Origin of the sequence: Streptomyces sp. NPDC127119, from assembly GCF_042677425.1 — a bacterium.
GTDB lineage: Bacteria > Actinomycetota > Actinomycetes > Streptomycetales > Streptomycetaceae > Streptomyces.
Genome location: NZ_JBHXTO010000060.1, coordinates 19087 through 33540, shown reverse-complemented (window position 1 = coordinate 33540; position 14454 = coordinate 19087). Strand labels below are relative to the sequence as shown.

15 protein-coding genes are annotated in these 14454 nt (G+C 71.8%); 6 read left to right on the top strand and 9 right to left on the bottom strand.

All coding sequences use genetic code 11. From position 1 onward, the window contains the following. The first annotated feature begins 267 nt into the window (after nucleotides 1-267). The 3 genes from ACFVH5_RS24220 (at nucleotide 268) to ACFVH5_RS24210 (ending at nucleotide 3182) form a co-directional block, all read left to right on the top strand. Entirely contained in the window at nucleotides 268-657 is a 390-nt protein-coding gene (locus tag ACFVH5_RS24220) for a BlaI/MecI/CopY family transcriptional regulator (RefSeq protein ID WP_384809981.1), read from the top strand. A gap of 6 nt (nucleotides 658-663) precedes the next feature. After that, nucleotides 664-1596 (top strand): M56 family metallopeptidase, encoded by a 933-nt coding sequence (locus ACFVH5_RS24215; protein ID WP_384809979.1) that lies wholly within the window; start codon nucleotides 664-666, stop codon nucleotides 1594-1596. Nucleotides 1597-1847: 251 nt separating this feature from the next. Continuing rightward, a complete protein-coding gene (locus tag ACFVH5_RS24210) occupies nucleotides 1848-3182 on the top strand; it encodes an LCP family protein (protein WP_384810043.1) in 1335 nt (444 codons plus the stop codon). 109 nt (nucleotides 3183-3291) lie between these two features. Here the strand turns inward: ACFVH5_RS24210 and ACFVH5_RS24205 are convergent, their stop codons facing one another. Then, nucleotides 3292-3747 (bottom strand): tellurite resistance TerB family protein, encoded by a 456-nt coding sequence (locus tag ACFVH5_RS24205; RefSeq protein ID WP_107021983.1) that lies wholly within the window; start codon nucleotides 3745-3747, stop codon nucleotides 3292-3294. A gap of 127 nt (nucleotides 3748-3874) precedes the next feature. Between ACFVH5_RS24205 and ACFVH5_RS24200 the strand changes: the two genes are divergently transcribed. Next, entirely contained in the window at nucleotides 3875-4867 is a 993-nt protein-coding gene (locus tag ACFVH5_RS24200; protein ID WP_385835779.1) for an ion transporter, read from the top strand. A 6-nt stretch (nucleotides 4868-4873) separates the two neighbouring features. Here the strand turns inward: ACFVH5_RS24200 and ACFVH5_RS24195 are convergent, their stop codons facing one another. After that, nucleotides 4874-5248, bottom strand: coding sequence for a DoxX family protein (locus ACFVH5_RS24195; protein WP_385835778.1), 375 nt, complete (start codon nucleotides 5246-5248; stop codon nucleotides 4874-4876). 105 nt (nucleotides 5249-5353) lie between these two features. On the opposite strand from ACFVH5_RS24195, the gene ACFVH5_RS24190 reads away from it, so the two are divergent. Both ACFVH5_RS24190 and ACFVH5_RS24185 read left to right on the top strand, forming a co-directional pair. After that, the gene (locus tag ACFVH5_RS24190; protein ID WP_385835777.1) at nucleotides 5354-6202 is read left to right on the top strand and encodes a LysR family transcriptional regulator; all 849 of its coding nucleotides are present in this window, start codon (nucleotides 5354-5356) and stop codon (nucleotides 6200-6202) included. A gap of 72 nt (nucleotides 6203-6274) precedes the next feature. Next, entirely contained in the window at nucleotides 6275-6730 is a 456-nt protein-coding gene (locus ACFVH5_RS24185; RefSeq protein WP_385835776.1) for an RpiB/LacA/LacB family sugar-phosphate isomerase, read from the top strand. 24 nt (nucleotides 6731-6754) lie between these two features. Here ACFVH5_RS24185 and ACFVH5_RS24180 read toward each other — a convergent pair whose 3' ends face one another. The 7 genes from ACFVH5_RS24180 to ACFVH5_RS24150 form a co-directional block, all read right to left on the bottom strand. Continuing rightward, nucleotides 6755-7798 (bottom strand): YbhN family protein, encoded by a 1044-nt coding sequence (locus tag ACFVH5_RS24180; RefSeq protein ID WP_385835775.1) that lies wholly within the window; start codon nucleotides 7796-7798, stop codon nucleotides 6755-6757. Between the two features lie 269 nt (nucleotides 7799-8067). Further along, a complete protein-coding gene (locus ACFVH5_RS24175; protein ID WP_385835773.1) occupies nucleotides 8068-8682 on the bottom strand; it encodes an ATP/GTP-binding protein in 615 nt (204 codons plus the stop codon). Then, entirely contained in the window at nucleotides 8669-9025 is a 357-nt protein-coding gene (locus tag ACFVH5_RS24170) for a DUF742 domain-containing protein (protein ID WP_385835771.1), read from the bottom strand. Before ACFVH5_RS24170 ends, ACFVH5_RS24175 begins: the two co-directional genes overlap by 14 nt. 1 nt (nucleotide 9026) lies before the next feature. Next, on the bottom strand, nucleotides 9027-9452 hold the full coding sequence (locus tag ACFVH5_RS24165; protein WP_107021990.1) for a roadblock/LC7 domain-containing protein: 426 nt from the start codon (nucleotides 9450-9452) through the stop codon (nucleotides 9027-9029). Nucleotides 9453-9463: 11 nt separating this feature from the next. Beyond that, nucleotides 9464-11977 carry a nitrate- and nitrite sensing domain-containing protein gene (locus ACFVH5_RS24160; RefSeq protein WP_385835770.1) on the bottom strand — a complete coding sequence of 838 codons (2514 nt, stop codon included), beginning with the start codon at nucleotides 11975-11977 and terminating at the stop codon, nucleotides 9464-9466. Between the two features lie 239 nt (nucleotides 11978-12216). Continuing rightward, nucleotides 12217-13233, bottom strand: a complete 1017-nt coding sequence (locus tag ACFVH5_RS24155) for a substrate-binding domain-containing protein (protein ID WP_385835768.1) — start codon at nucleotides 13231-13233, stop codon at nucleotides 12217-12219. A gap of 351 nt (nucleotides 13234-13584) precedes the next feature. Continuing rightward, complete coding sequence (locus ACFVH5_RS24150) at nucleotides 13585-14403, bottom strand: SAM-dependent methyltransferase (protein WP_385835767.1); 819 nt, start codon at nucleotides 14401-14403, stop codon at nucleotides 13585-13587. Nucleotides 14404-14454 lie beyond the last annotated feature (51 nt).

The following is a 14454-nucleotide window of genomic DNA, read 5'->3' as shown; positions in this document are numbered from 1 at the left end:
CCCGCAGCGACGCCCGCGCCCCCCGCATGCCGGTCGGAGAACCGGGCGAGGCGGCTGGGCGACGCCCGGCAGAGCGTGGCGGCGAGTGTGGGAGTCAGGGTCGGCGGCCCGGCGCCGACGCGTGGATGTCAGGGTCGGCCGCCCTGCCTCGGCGCATGGGCGTCGTGGGTGGTCGCCCCGCCTCGGCGCATCGGCGTCATGCGTGGTCGTTCGGCGTCGATACGATGGACCACCCGTGTTTCGGAGTCGGCGGAAGGGAGACCGGGCGTGACGGACCAGCGGCAGCGTCCCCCGCGGCGGGGACAGGGCGAGCTGGAGGCCCAGATCCTGGCGGCCCTGCGCGCCGCGGACGGGCCCGCGACGGCGGGCTGGGTGCAGGAGCGGCTGGGTGGCGACCTCGCCTATACGACCGTCATCACCATCCTGACCCGGCTGCTGGCCAAGGGAGCGGTGACGCGTGAGCGCGTCGGCCGGTCCTTCGCGTGGACCCCGGCGTCGGACGAGGCGGGTCTGGCCGCCCGCCGGATGCGCCGGGTCCTCGACGGCGAACGGAACCGGGAAGCCGTACTCGCGAGCTTCGTGACGTCGCTGGAGCCGAACGACGAGCGACTGCTGCGTGAACTGCTGGCCCACCCCGAGGCGGAGAGGGAAGACTGAAGCCTCATGGGGGTGTTCGTCTTTCTGCCGCTGGTCCTGCCGTTGACGGCATGGCCGATCGCCCGGCTCGCCGAGCTGCGGCTGTATCCGCGGACCGCCACTCGCCTGCTGACCGGCCTCGCCGTGGTCATGGCGGTGTGCAGCACGGTCTGCCTGGGGCTGCTGATGGTGGTGGGCACGGCCCAGCTGCCCGGCAACCCGCTGCCCGACGGCTGGTCCGATCCCGAGGTGCGCGAGGCCGTGCCGTACGACGAGATCGCCGGGAAGCTGGCGATCCCGGCGCTCCTCGCGGTGCTGCTGGTCTGCGGGCGCACGCTGTGGCGGCACCAGCGGGTCCGCCGGCGCGCCCACCTGGCGCTCGCCGACCTGCCCGGCACCGAGGTGGCGGTCCTGCCCGACGAGGTGCCGTACGCGTACGCCCTCCCCGGCGGGCGGCGGGACCGGGTGGTGGTGACCACCGCGCTCCTCTCCTGTCTCGAACCGTCCGAGCGGCGCGCCCTGTTCGCCCACGAGCGCGCCCACCTCGCCGCCCATCACCACAGGTTCCTGCTCGCCGCCCAACTGGCCGCGCGCGCCAACCCGTTCCTGCGTCCGCTGTGCACCGCCGTGTCCTACACGGCGGAACGGTGGGCCGACGAGGAGGCCGCACAGGTCGTCGGCAGCCGCCGGGCCGTGGCCTGCGCGATCGGCAAGGCCGCCCTGGTCTCCCGCGGCACCCCGGTGCCCACGCTCGCGGGCCTCGCCGCGCCGGGCCCGGTGCCGCGCAGGGTCGCCGCGCTGCTCGGCCCCGCGCCCGTGCCGCGCACCTGGCCGTCGGTGTTCACCTCGGTGGGCCTCGCCGCCTGGGGCGCGGCGGCCGGGACCGCGGTGTCCGCGCTGTCCTCCGCGAACTCCGCGGTGACGATGGTTCTCATCCTGCACGCGGCGACACCGCTGTGAGCGGGGGCCGGGCGGCCGGTCGGCGGGGTGAGTCGTACCCGCCTCCCGTTCGTATCTCTACATGAATGTAGAGTTTCGCCGTTCGGAGTAACGGGGGCGCTGGGCGCTCATGAGTCAGGGGCCGGCCGGAGAGTGCGGCCGAGCGCGGGAAAGGGGCGCCTGTGGGCGGTAGGGGACAGCGGCGGCACGCTCCGGCCGGAAGCAGGTCGGCGCGGGGGACGGGTTCGGCGCGGGCGGCGAAGCCGACGAGACTGACACGGCGGGGCCGGATCGTCGCCTGGACGGCGGGGGTGTTCGCGGTGCTCGTCCTCGCCTCGGCGGGGGTCGGCGCCTGGATATACCAGGACCTGAACGGCAACATCGGCGCCGCCGACATCGACAACAAGCTCGGCGGGGACCGTCCCGAGAACCTCAGCCCGGGGTCGAAGAACATCCTCGTCGTCGGCTCGGACAGCCGTGACGGGGACAACGGGAAGTACGGCAAGGGCCTGACCACCATGCAGTCGGACACCCTGATGGTGATGCACGTCCCGGCCAACCGGAAATGGGCGACCGTGGTGTCGTTCCCGCGCGACTCCTGGGTGCAGATATCCGCGTGCGAGAAGGGTGACGACAGCACCTCGACCCCGCACCACGCCAAGATCAACGAGGCGTTCGCGATCGGCGGTATCGGCGGCGAGGTCGCGGGAGCCGCAGCCTGCACCATCAAGACGGTCGAGGCCAACACCGGACTGCGTATCGACCACTTCATGTCCGTCGACTTCCAGGGCTTCAAGGGCATGGTCAACGCCCTGGACGGCATCGAGGTCTGCCCCGAGCAGGCCATCCACGACGAGAAGGCCCACCTGGACCTGGAGGCCGGCTGCCAGACCGTCAAGGACGAGGAGGCGCTCGGCTACGTACGCGCCCGGTACAGCGTCGGTGACGGGTCCGACCTCGGGCGCATCGGCCGCCAGCAGGAGTTCATGGAGGCGCTGGCCAAGAAGGCGCAGTCGAAGCTGACCAGCCCGACCTCGCTGTACGACTTCCTGCAGTCGGCCACGAAGTCCCTGACCACGGACGAGGACCTGGCCGGTATCAAGCCGCTGTACGGTCTCGCGTCCGAAGTGAAGGGCATCCCCAGCAAGAAGCTGACCTTCCTCACCGTGCCCAACTACCCGCGTGAGGCGGACGTGGCCGCCGACAAGGCCAACGTCGTGTGGCAGTATCCGCAGGCCGACGACCTGTTCACCTCCCTGGCCAAGGACAAGGAGGTCGACAAGAAGGCACTCCAGGCCGAGGCCAAGGACGACTTGATATACGCGTCCGGTGTCCGCGTCCAGGTCCTCAACGGCACCGGCGTCTCGGGGCGGGCCGCCGTCGTCGCCGCGAAACTGCGCCTGGCCGGGTTCACGGTCGTCGGCACGGGCAACGCCCCGGAGACGACCCGCGCCACCACGGCCACCTATCCGCAGGGGATGGGCGCGCAGGCGAAGGTACTGGCGTCGCGGCTGCCCGACACGCGGGCCGCGCAGGGGTCGGACGCCGCCGCGGGCGTGGTGACCCTGACGGTGGGAACCGGCCTCGACCCCGACGGCATCCTGTGACCCCTGCGGAACGAGCGGGGCGGCCGAGGCAGTCGCCCCGCCCGCCCCGCCCGTCCCGTCCGCCACGTCGGTCCCGCCCGTCCCGCCGTACGTCCGGCAGCGGTGGTTCTCAGAGGTCGAACTCGTGCGGCGGCAGGTCGAGGGTGAAGCACGCCTCGCGGACGACGGCCTGCTCGGTCTTGTCGAAGTCGCCGTCGGCGCCGCCGATGACGATGCCGATCTGGACCACGGCACGCGCCTCGGCGGGCTTCTTCTTGGCCTTGGCGATCTCCTGCAGCACGCTGACCTTGCCGAAGTCGAAGTCCGCGACGAGCTTGTCGAGGTTGGCGTCGAAGCGGCGCTGGAGGTCGTCGGCGGGGAAGTTCTGCAGCACCTCGTTGGTGGCGATGAGCTGGGCCACCCGGCGGCGCTCGGACGGGTCGATCGTGCCGTCGGCGGCGGCGACCAGCGCGCACATCGCCATGGAGGCGTCGCGGAAGGCGCCGCTCTTGAGGTCGTTCTTCTTCGCCACCAGCTGGTTCTGCATCGTCGACGCGGAATCCTTGATGCGGTCCCACAGGGCCATGAGATCTCCGTACGTGTGAGAGGTGTGCCCGGTCGGCCTGGAACGGCTCGGGCATCGCTTATTTCTACAGTAGTGTAGAAATTGGCGGGGGTGTACGACTTCACGAAGAGGGAGCTGTAAGCGCGCGATGACGGAAGACGCGGCCACACACTTACCCGGCAGCCGCCGTTCCCGGGCCGCCCTGGCCGCACGCTGCCGCGGTGTCACCGAGGCCCGCTGGTTCGCCGTCGCGGTCTTCGCGCTGATCATCGCCAACGCGCTGATCCTCGGCATCGAGACCTACACGGGCGTCGTCCACCGCTGGCACGGGCAGCTGAAGCTCGTCGAGCACTGCTTCCTGGCGGCCTTCACGGTGGAGATCCTGCTGCGCGCGGGCGCCCACGCGGACCGCCCGCGGGACTTCTTCCGCGACCCGTGGAACCTGTTCGACCTGGCCGTCGTGTTCTCCGCGTTCCTGCCCGTCGTCCGCGAGAACGGCACGATCCTGCGGCTGCTGCGCCTGGCCCGCGTCCTGCGCACGGCCAGGTTCCTGCCCCAGCTGCGCGTCTTCCTCGTCGCCGTGGGCCGCAGCCTGCCCGGCACCCTGAGCTTCCTGATCGTCGGCGCCCTGCTGCTCTACGTGTACGCGATGGTCGGCTGGGTCGCCTTCGCCGAGAGCGACCCCGAGCACTTCGGCTCCCTCGGCCGCGCCGTCCTCACCCTCTTCCTCCTGATGACCCTGGACGGCCTGGGCGACTCGGTCCGCGCGGGCCTGGAGATCTCCCGCTGGAGCATCGTCTATTACGCCTCCTACGTGCTGCTCGCCTCCTTCGTCCTCGTCAACGTGCTCATCGGGGTCGTCATCAGCTCCCTCGACGAGGCCCGCGACCTGGAACGCGAGCAGGAGGAGGCGCGAGGCGCGGCCGGCGTACTCCCTGCGGTGCCGGTGCCGGTGCCGGTGCCGTTGCAGCGTGCGGGGATCGAGGCCGAACGCGAGCTGCGCGAGCGGATCGTGACCGCGCGGCAGGCCCTCGACGACCTCGAAGCGAGCCTTCAGCGGGTCTTCACGCCCCCACCGCACGGGGCGGAGGGCATCCCCTCGGACCGCGACCCCCGCACCCGCGAGCCGCATCCGGGGTGAACGCGCTCACAGCCGGACCGCCGCCGGCCAGACGGTCACCGCGGCGGTGAGGAGAAGCGCGATGTTGAGGGCGATCCGCCGGTCCCCGAGCTTCAGGTGCACCCCGGTCGCGCCGATCTGGAGGACCACGAACCCGATGGCCGCGGCCAGGGCCAGCCAGGGCGCGATGCCGGTCAGCGGCGGAAGGACCAGCCCGATCGCGCCCAGCACCTCGATCGCGCCGATCGCCCTGACGGCCGGCATCGGCGTGCTGTCCACCCAGGCCATCATCGGGCGCAGCCCCTCACGGCTCCTGACCACCTTCACCCCGCCCCCGTAGAGGTAGAAGAGGGCGAGCAGGCCGGCGAGGATCCAGTAGGTGAGTTCGAGTGCGTCAGTCATGCCTTGATCACACTGCGGGGGCACCCCGGCTGTCCAAGACCCGTTCCGGCACCTCGATACCGTACGGGTATCAGTGGAGGTACCGGTCTGGCTATCGTGGCGCCCATGGAGCTACGCACGCTGCGCTACTTCGTGGCGGTCGCCGAGGAACTCCACTTCGGCCGGGCCGCCACCCGGCTCCACATGAGCCAGCCGCCGCTGAGCCGGGCGATCCGGCGGCTGGAGAGCGAGCTGGGCGCCGCGCTGTTCGACCGGTCCTCCGCCGGGGTCGCGCTCACTCCGGCCGGGGCCCTGCTGCTCGACGAGGCGCGCGACCTGCTCGACCGGGCCGACCGGATCCGCGAACGCGTGGCCGCGGCGGCCGGTGCCGCGCTCCTCACCGTCGGCATCCTCGGGGACAGCACGGACCCGGGCGCGCTCAGGCTGGCCGCCGCCCACCGCCGGCTGCACCCGCACGTCGAGGTCCGCGTCCGCGAGACGGACCTCACCGATCCGACCTGCGGACTGCGTGCCGGAGCGGTCGACATCGCCCTGACCCGCGGGCCGTTCGACGAGACCGGGCTGGCCGTGCGCGAACTGCGGGCCGACCCCGTGGGGGCGCTGCTGCGCGCCGACGATCCGCTGGCCCGCCGGGAGAGCCTGAAGCTGGCCGACCTGACCGGCCGCCGCTGGTTCCGGTTCCCGGCGGGCACCGATCCGTTCTGGCAGTCGTACTGGAGCGGCGGGGAACCCCGTGAGGGGCCCGTGGTGCGGGCGGTGCAGGAGTGTCAGCAGGCCGTGCTGTGGAACGGCACGGTCGGTATGACGCTCCTCGGCCACGCGCCGGCGCGGGGGCTCACGGTGGTACCGCTGATCGACATGCCACCGAGCCGCGTGGTGCTGGCCTGGAACCAGGGCGACACGAACCCCGTACTCGGCTCGTTCGTCCGGACCGCGGTCGCCGCCTACGGATGACGGGTGTCGGGTGCCGGCCGGCAGGTGACGGACGATGGATGTCCGGCGGTCCCGCCCGGTAGTCTCCGGCGCATGCGGATCTCCGTCTCCTCGGACATGGACGAACCCGTGGCCCGCGCGCTGGTCGCGGAACTGCGCGAGCGCGGCCACGAGGTGCGGGCGTACGGGGCGTTGTCGCCCGGGGGCGACGCGCGGTGGGCGGTGTGTTCGGAGGCGGCGGCCCGCGATGTCGCCGCCGGGCGGGCGGACCAGGCGGTCGTGTGCTGCTGGACCGGCACGGGCGCGTCGCTCGCCGCGAACAAGGTGACGGGCGTACGGGCCGCACTGTGCACGGACGCCTACACGGCCGAGGGCGCCCGCCGCTGGAACGACGCCAACGTGCTGGCCCTCGGGCTGCGGCTGACGTCCGGACCGCTGCTCGAGGAGATCCTCGACGCGTGGTTCGGCGCCGAGCCCAGCACGGACGCCGACGACCGCGAGAACGTGTCCCATGTGGCGGAGATCGATCGCGGCCGAACCGGCTCGTAGCCGGGGCGGGACGACCTCCGCCGTTCACAGCACCCTGCGGTGCACCAGCGCCGACAGCACCAGCGCGCCCGGCAGCAGCGGTATCCAGACCGTCAGGACGCGATAGCCGACGACGGTCGCCGCCGCGACGCCCACGGGGGCGCCGAACGCGACCATGGTGAACACCAGCGCCGCGTCCACGGGGCCGATCCCGCCGGGCGCGGGGACGGCTCCGACCGCCGTACTGGCCAGCAGCAGGGCGAGGACGACCTGCGTCCAGGACAGCGGGAGCCCGAGCGAGAAGCCGACCGTGGCGATCACGCTCCCCTGCAGCAGCGGGGTCGCCGCCGCCCCGCCCCAGAGGGCGACGATCCGGGCGGGCCGCCGGTGCAGCAGCCGTACGTCGGTCAGGGCGGTGCGTACGCAGTCCACGGCCGGGCGGCGCAGCGGACGTACGGTCGTCACGAGCAGCACGGCCGTACCGAACCCGGCGGCGACGGACCCGGCGACCAGGACCATGGTCCGTTCGTCCGGGACCAGTTCACCGAGGTGGAGCAGGTCCGGGTGGGCCACCACGAAGACCAGCAGCACCATCGTCTTGGCGATCGGTCTGACCAGGGAGTACAGCGCGAGCGAGGCGGTGGCCCGGGCCAGGGGTATGCCCCGGCCCTGGAGGAAGCGCAGGGTGACGGCGTGGGCGCCGATGCTCGCCGGGAGCACATGGTTGGCGGCACCGGCGGCGAACTGCGAGGCGAGCAGCAGTCCCGGCGGCAGCCGGTCCGGAACGGCGCCCTGGCGTACGCAGGCGGCGGCCACCCAGCCCAGGCAGGTGCACAGGACCGCGGCGAGCAGCCACCAGGGGTCGGCGGCGGCCAGCCGGGCGGTTCCGTCGCGGACGGTCCGCCAGTCGGCCGCCGCCCACACCGCGATCAGCGCCAGTGGGAGCAGGGTCAGCGCCCAGCGGACCGGGCGCCCGACCGCGGGGAGACGCGAGGGAGCCGGATCGGGGGAGGGAACGGCAGAGAGCGGTGGAGCGGCGGCGGGCGTGGGGAGCGCCCGGGGGACGGATTCGAGCGGGAGCGAGGACACGGCGCACGTCGTCCTTCCGCGTCATACCCGCGCGGGGCGGGCGGACGGTCACGGCGAGGCAGGAGGGGACGGCCGAAACATGCCCACCCGGTGTGACGCCATGGTGTCCGCAAGCCGACGGGGCGTGGACGGCCCGCCGTCGCGCACACGGCTCCGGCTTCTTTGTTGTGCCCACGCCCACCAGGTCTCAAGCCCACCCGCTGCCCGGCCCGCTCCTGCCCTGCTCACCCCTGCCTTGCTCACCCCTGCGCCGCCCGGCCCGCCCGCTCTCAGGCCGGGCCGCCGGGCCGTCCGCTTCCGTCGCTCTGCGCCGAGGTCGCTATCAACTGGTCGATCAGCGCGATCAGTACGTCCCGGCACGAGTCCCGGTCCCGGGCGTCGCACAGCAGCACGTGCGCGTTCTCCGGCAGCGCCAGGGCCTCCCGGATCTCCTCCGGCTCGTACGGATGCTCGCCGTGGAAACCGTTCACGCCGACGACGAACGGGATACCGCGCCGCTCGAAGAAGTCGATGGCGGCGAAGCTGGACTCCGGGCGGCGGACGTCGACCAGCACCACGGCCCCCAGGGCGCCGATGGCCAGGTCGTTCCACATGAACCAGAACCGCTGCTGCCCGGGCGTGCCGAAGAGATACAGCACGAGTTCCTGGCTGAGCGTGATCCGCCCGAAGTCCAGGGCCACCGTGGTGGCGTGCTTCTCCGGGATGCCGCCCAGGTCGTCGACGCCGAGGCCGGCCGCGGTGAGCGGTTCCTCGGTGCGCAGCGGCACGATCTCGCTGACCGAGCCGACCATGGTGGTCTTGCCCACGCCGAATCCGCCGGCGATCAGGATCTTCACCGTGTCGGGTGCTGAGGTCCCCTGGATGACGGGGCTAGAGCCGGCCAAGGCCGTCCCTCACTTTCTGCAGCAGGTCCAGGTCCGAGGTGCGGGAGATCTCACGCGGTGCCCGGGCGGTGATCCGGCCCGCCTCCAGCAGATCGCAGAGCATGATGCAGACCACGCTCACCGGCAGATCGAGCTGGGCGGCCAGTTCCGCCACCACGAGGGGCTTCGCGCACAGCCGCAGGATCCGCGCGTGCTCGGGCTGCGTCCGCGCGCCCCGGGCGGGCGGCGGATCCACCGTGGTCACCGACGTGATGAGGGTGAAGTCGGCGCGGCTGGGCCGGGTGCGCCCGCCGGTCAGCGTGAACGGCCGGACGAGACGGCCCGCCGAGTCGCCTCCGTTCACTTCACTCGCCGGAGTCGGTGGCGACGCCGGCTCGCGGAGCCGCGCTGAGATGCTCGCCGATCTTCTTCACCAGCATGTTCATCTGGTACGCGACCACACCGACGTCCGCGCCCCGGTTGGTGAGCACGGCCAGATGGGCACCGGGGCCCGCCGTGGTGAGGATCAGATAGCTGTTGGCCATCTCGATGAGCGCCTGCCGCACGGGCCCGCCGCGGAAGTCCATGCTGACGCCCTTGCTGAGGCTCATCAGACCGGACGCGGTCGCCGCCAGCCGCTCGGCGTCGTCCCGCAGGAACCCCGTGGACCTGCTGACGACCAGTCCGTCCTCGGAGAGCACGACGGCTTGGTTCACCTCGGCGACCCGGTCCACCAGTCCGGTGAGCAGCTGGTCGAGCTGACTGTGCGTGGCAGGGATGGGGCGTGTCATTTCTCTGTCCTTCATGAGCGGTCAGCGGGCGGAGTCGAGGTGACGGAAGCGCCTTCGGGCGCGGCTTCTTCCCCTTGGTCGTACGACGGATCCGCGTCGTTGTCACGTGCCTGGAGTGTTCCGCGCTGGAATCCGGCAAGGGAGGAGGCCGCGCGTTCCGCGGTGAAGTCGTCCAGGGAGCTGTCGGTCTCGTCGGCCGCGGAGTCCTCACGCAACTCGGCGGCCAGGCTGGTCTGCGGCACCCGGCGCGGCAGCGCCCTGAGGCCGTCGCGTGCCGGGAGGCCGCCCGGTACGGAACGGCCCGCACCGGCGTGGCCCGTATCGGCACGGTCCGCGTCCGGACGGGGCCTGACGGTACCGGCCCGTGCCGCGGGCACCTCGGCGCTCCGCGCGTGGGCGACGGGCTGCGCCTCCCTCGGGCGCTCGTGCGCGGGGCCGTCCGGCGTGCCGTCCTCGGCGCTCCCGGCGTTCTCGCTGTTCTCGAAGTCCCGCGCGGTCGCGCTCCTCGTGGCGACGGCGACGGCGGCCCGGACCGGTTCCCCGGCCGGCCTGCGCGCCTCGTCGGCTCCCCGCGTGCTCCCGGCGACGGACTCCGGGGACTCGCGCACCACGATCTCGTAGGGGACCAGCACGATCGCGGTCGTGCCGCCGTACGGCGAGGGGCGCAGCGTGACGGTGATGCCGTGCCGGTTGGCGAGCCGGGCGATCACGAACATGCCGAGCCGCAGGTCGTCGGCGAGGGCCACCACGTCGAACTGCGGGGGCACCGCCAACTGGGCGTTGAACGACGCGTAGTCGTCCTCGGACATGCCGAGCCCGCGGTCCTCGATCTCCACCGCGAGGCCCTTGGCCACCAGCCCGGCCCGCACCCCGACGGGGCTGGGCGCGGGGGAGTACGTGGTCGCGTTGTCGATGAGTTCGGCGAGCAGGTGGATGACGTCGGCCACCGCGGGCGGCGCGAGGAAGACCTCCTCGTCGGTCTGCACCTCCACGCGCTGGTACTCGGCGACCTCGCCGACCGAGCTGCGCAGGATGTCGATCAGGGCGACCGGCTCGGTCCAGCTGCGGCCGGGCCGTTCACCGCTGATGATGACCAGGTTCTCCTCGTAGCGGCGCAACTGGCTCGCCGTGGAGTCGAGTTCGTACAGGCCCTTGAGGATCTCCGGGTCCTGGTGCTGGCGTTCCAGCGCGTCGAGCTTGGTGAGCTGGAGGTTGACCAGGTTCTGGCTCTGCCGGGCGATGCCGAGGATGACCTTCTGGAAACCGCGCCGGGTGTCGGCGAGTTCCACCGCGGTGTTGACCGCCGTGCGCTGCGCGGTGTTGAACGCCTGCGCCACCTGGCCGAGTTCGTCGCGGCCGTAGTCCAGCTCGGGCGTCGCGGACTCCACGTCGACCGTCTCGCCGCGGTCGAGGCGCGCCACCACGTCGGGCAGCCGCTCCTCGGCCAGACCGAGGGTGGCGATCCGCAGTCCGCGCAGCCGCCGGGACAGGGAGCGGGTGATGCGCCACGACATGAAGACGCACACGAGCAGGGCGACGAGTCCGGCGGCGCTCAGCGCGGCGGCCTTGATCAGCAGCGCCTCGGCCTGGTCGTCACTGCGCTGCAGCAGCGCCGACGTCTCCTGCTGGATCAGGGTGGAGTACTGCAGCCGGAGCTTGTCGTACGCCGTGGTCCAGCGCTTCTCCGCGTTCGGGAGGTCGATCCGTCCGCCGTCGCCGCCCTTCGCGCGCGCCGCGAGCACCTGCTCCTCGACGGTCTCCAGGGACTTCCAGTCGGAGCCCTGGAGGATCCGCTCGGTCTGTGTCTTGACCGAGCCGCGCAGCGACGGGATGAGCTGGTCCTCGACGAGGAAGCGCCGGGCGTTGACCAGTTGGGTGAAGTGGCTCCACGACTCGTCGTCGAGCCTGCCCGCCGGCCACACCAGGTGCAGCTGGGCGTCCTCCTGGGAGACCAGCTCCGCCGAGTGCTCCAGGGCGACGAGCGGGCCCGCCTGCGAGGTGAGTTCGCCGTCGTCGACCTGCGAGATCTCCTGGAACGCGTGGATCTGGTCGTCGATGATCGACGTGTACTGGTCCAGCGCCTGCTCGGGGGTGATGTCGGTGGGGTTGTCCACCTGCCCCCGGTAGTACTCCAGGCTGCCCACCGACGCGATGACCGAGTACATCCGGTCGCGGATACGGGTGGGTGCCTCGCGGATCCGGTCGGACTGGCCGACCAGCGTCGCGATGGCCTTGTCGGTGCGTTCCCGCTGCGCGTCGAGGGCGCTGCGGGAGCTGTCGGGCGAGGCCAGCAGCACGGCCGACAGGCTGCGTTCCTTCTGCAGCGCCAGCGTCGCGTCGGTACCCATGGCCCCGGTCGACCGGCTGAGGCCGGTCTGGTCCCGCAGCCGCAGGCCCTCGGAAAACATCTGGATCGTCGTCACACCCCACATGGCGGCGAGGGTGACGCTGGGAACCAGGGCCAGCAGGATCAGCGAGAGACGTATGGAGCCGAGACGGCGGCGGGCGCCTGTCCGTGGAGACATCGTCGTCCTAGAGCGATCAGCGGTGAGCAGGGGTCAGTCGCGGGGGAGTTCGGGCGGTCGCGGGGGGTGTCGGATCGTCGGCAGGGCAGGGGACGGCCGCGCGGGGTGAGCGCGTGTCCTGTACACACAGGGGGTCCGCAGGATGCTATCCGTACAAGTGACCGTACGCACCGTGAGTACCCCAAACCTTGTCATCGCCGTTATAAGGCGATCTCCGTCCGGGCGGTCCCGCAGGGGGTTCAGCGGGTCCCGTTGGCCGCGTACTTGGCCACCGAGGCGACGTTCTGCTTGGTGACGAACGCCGGTCCCGTGAGCACCGGTTCCTCCCCGCCGCCGCTGACGTTGCCGTTGGTCTCGTACAGCCAGAACGCGTCCACGGCGAGGTATCCCTGCAGGTATGGCTGCTGGTCCACGGCGAACTGGACGTCCCCGCTCTGCACGGACTTGACGATGTCGTTGTTGAGGTCGAACGTGGCGATCTTCGCCTTGCTGCCGGCCTCCTTCACCGACTTCACGGCCGCGAGGGCGAACTGGGCGCCGTTCATCACGACTTCGTCGATGGTCGGGTCCTGGCGCAGCGCGGCGGCGACGGACTCGATCAGGGCGTCCTCGTCGGTGCCGTCCACGTAGACCAGGTCGGTACGGCCGCCGAAGGTCTTCTTCACACCGGCGCAGCGGGCCTCCACGGCCACGTTGCCGCGCTCGTGGATGACGCACAGGGCGTGCTTGGCGCGCAGCGAGTCCAGCTTGTCGCCGACGGCCCGGCCCGCGACGCTCTCGTCCTGGCCGAAGTACTGCATCAGGCCGCCCGGCTTCCAGGCGTCGATACCGGAGTTCAGGCCGACCACCGGGATGCCGGCCGCCCTGGCGGCGGCCACCGCGCCCTTCATCGCCTCGGGCTTGGCGAGGGTCACCGCGATGCCGTCGACCTTGTCGGCGACCGCCTCGCGCACCAGCTTGGCCTGTCCCGCGGCGTCGGGGTCGCTCTGGTACGCCAGATCGATGCCGTCCTTGGCGGCGGCGGCCTCGGCGCCCTTGCGCACCCGCTCCCAGAACGCGTCGTCCGGGGCGCTGTGGGTGATCAGGGCGACCTTGATCCCGGAGCCGCCCGCCTTGCCCGCCGTGGTGGCGTCAGAGTCGGCCCCGTCCGAGCCGGTACAGCCGGACGCGAGCAGGGAGACGGCGGCGCAGGCGGCGAGGGCAGCGGTGCCGCGCGCGGATCTGGTGGAAAGGGGGCGGGAGGGAGTGTGGGTCATGGGGGAACAGCACCTCGCTGTGCGGCCGACAAGCGGATGGGGGCGTCAAGTCGCTGTGACGGGCGGCGGGACGAGGTGCCGACTGTCCGACTTTCGCTGGCCGGAGCCAACCGTGTGTGACGCCCGGTCGTCAAGTGAGTGACCGCATGGCCCGAGTTGTGCGCTTTTGATTTGAGGTGGAGATGAGGGACGAGGGACGCCCCCGAAGGGGCGCGGGGAACCGCGCGGCCGGCCCCCACCGGCCCGCGGATGCCGTAGGACGGTCCGCAGGCCGGTTCCGCAGGCCGGCTTCACCCGGGATCGGTCAGCCCCGGCTGCACGCCGGATTCGCACCTGCTCACAGCGACAGCGTCACCCCTTGAGGGCGATCGCCCCGTACATCGCGATGTCCTCGTCCCGGACACCCTCCTCGCCCTGGCCGTCCGGGTGCCACTTGTGCACCTGGACGATCCCGGGCTCGACCAGCTCAAGACCGTCGAAGAACTCCTCGGCCTCCCCGATCGTCCGCAGCCGCATCGGCATACCGCGCGCCGCGTACTCACGGGCGACCCGGCCGACCTCGTCCGGCGCGAACTCCGCCGTGCCGATGGTCATCGCCAGGTAACTGCCCGAGGGCAGCGTGTCCAGCAGGCGCCGGACGATACCGACCGCGTCGTCCTCGTCCAGCACGAAGTGGACGATCGCGATGACGGTCAGCGCGACCGGCTTGTCGAGGTCCAGGGTCTCCAGGAACTCCGCGGAGCCCAGGACGGCCTCCGGGTGCTGGAAGTCGGCCTCGATGTACGACGTCCTGCCCTCGGGGGTGCTGGCGAGCAGCCCCTGGGACAGGGTGAGGACGATGGGGTCGTTGTCCACGTAGACCACACGGGACTCGGGCGCCACCGACTGGGCGATCTCATGGAGGTTCGGGGAGGTGGGGATGCCCGTCCCGATGTCCAGGAACTGGCGTATCCCCGCGCTCTCGGCGAGCCAGCGCACCGCGCGGTTCATCCAGTCGCGGTTGGCCCGCATGTGCACGGGCATGGCGGGCCACTCCCGCACCATGGCGTCACCCGCCTCCTTGTCGGCGGGGTAGTAGTCCTTGCCTCCGAGGATGTAGTCGTAGATGCGAGCCGAGTGCGCGCTCTCGGTGTCGATCCGGTCGGCAGGCCATCCGTCGTTGTCGGGCAACGCCGATCTCCCATCATGTCGTCGGTTCACGGTGAACGCTCAAGCAGCAGC

Excerpts from the sequence above, each read along its gene's own strand:
- ACFVH5_RS24215 (WP_384809979.1), top strand. The coding sequence starts at position 664 with ATGGGGGTGTTCGTCTTTCTGCCGCTGGTCCTGCCGTTGACGGCATGG.
- ACFVH5_RS24205 (WP_107021983.1), bottom strand. The coding sequence starts at position 3,747 with ATGGCCCTGTGGGACCGCATCAAGGATTCCGCGTCGACGATGCAGAAC.
- ACFVH5_RS24200 (WP_385835779.1), top strand. The coding sequence starts at position 3,875 with ATGACGGAAGACGCGGCCACACACTTACCCGGCAGCCGCCGTTCCCGG.
- ACFVH5_RS24195 (WP_385835778.1), bottom strand. The coding sequence starts at position 5,248 with ATGACTGACGCACTCGAACTCACCTACTGGATCCTCGCCGGCCTGCTC.
- ACFVH5_RS24190 (WP_385835777.1), top strand. The coding sequence starts at position 5,354 with ATGGAGCTACGCACGCTGCGCTACTTCGTGGCGGTCGCCGAGGAACTC.
- ACFVH5_RS24185 (WP_385835776.1), top strand. The coding sequence starts at position 6,275 with ATGCGGATCTCCGTCTCCTCGGACATGGACGAACCCGTGGCCCGCGCG.
- ACFVH5_RS24165 (WP_107021990.1), bottom strand. The coding sequence starts at position 9,452 with ATGACACGCCCCATCCCTGCCACGCACAGTCAGCTCGACCAGCTGCTC.
- ACFVH5_RS24160 (WP_385835770.1), bottom strand. The coding sequence starts at position 11,977 with ATGTCTCCACGGACAGGCGCCCGCCGCCGTCTCGGCTCCATACGTCTC.
- ACFVH5_RS24155 (WP_385835768.1), bottom strand. The coding sequence starts at position 13,233 with ATGACCCACACTCCCTCCCGCCCCCTTTCCACCAGATCCGCGCGCGGC.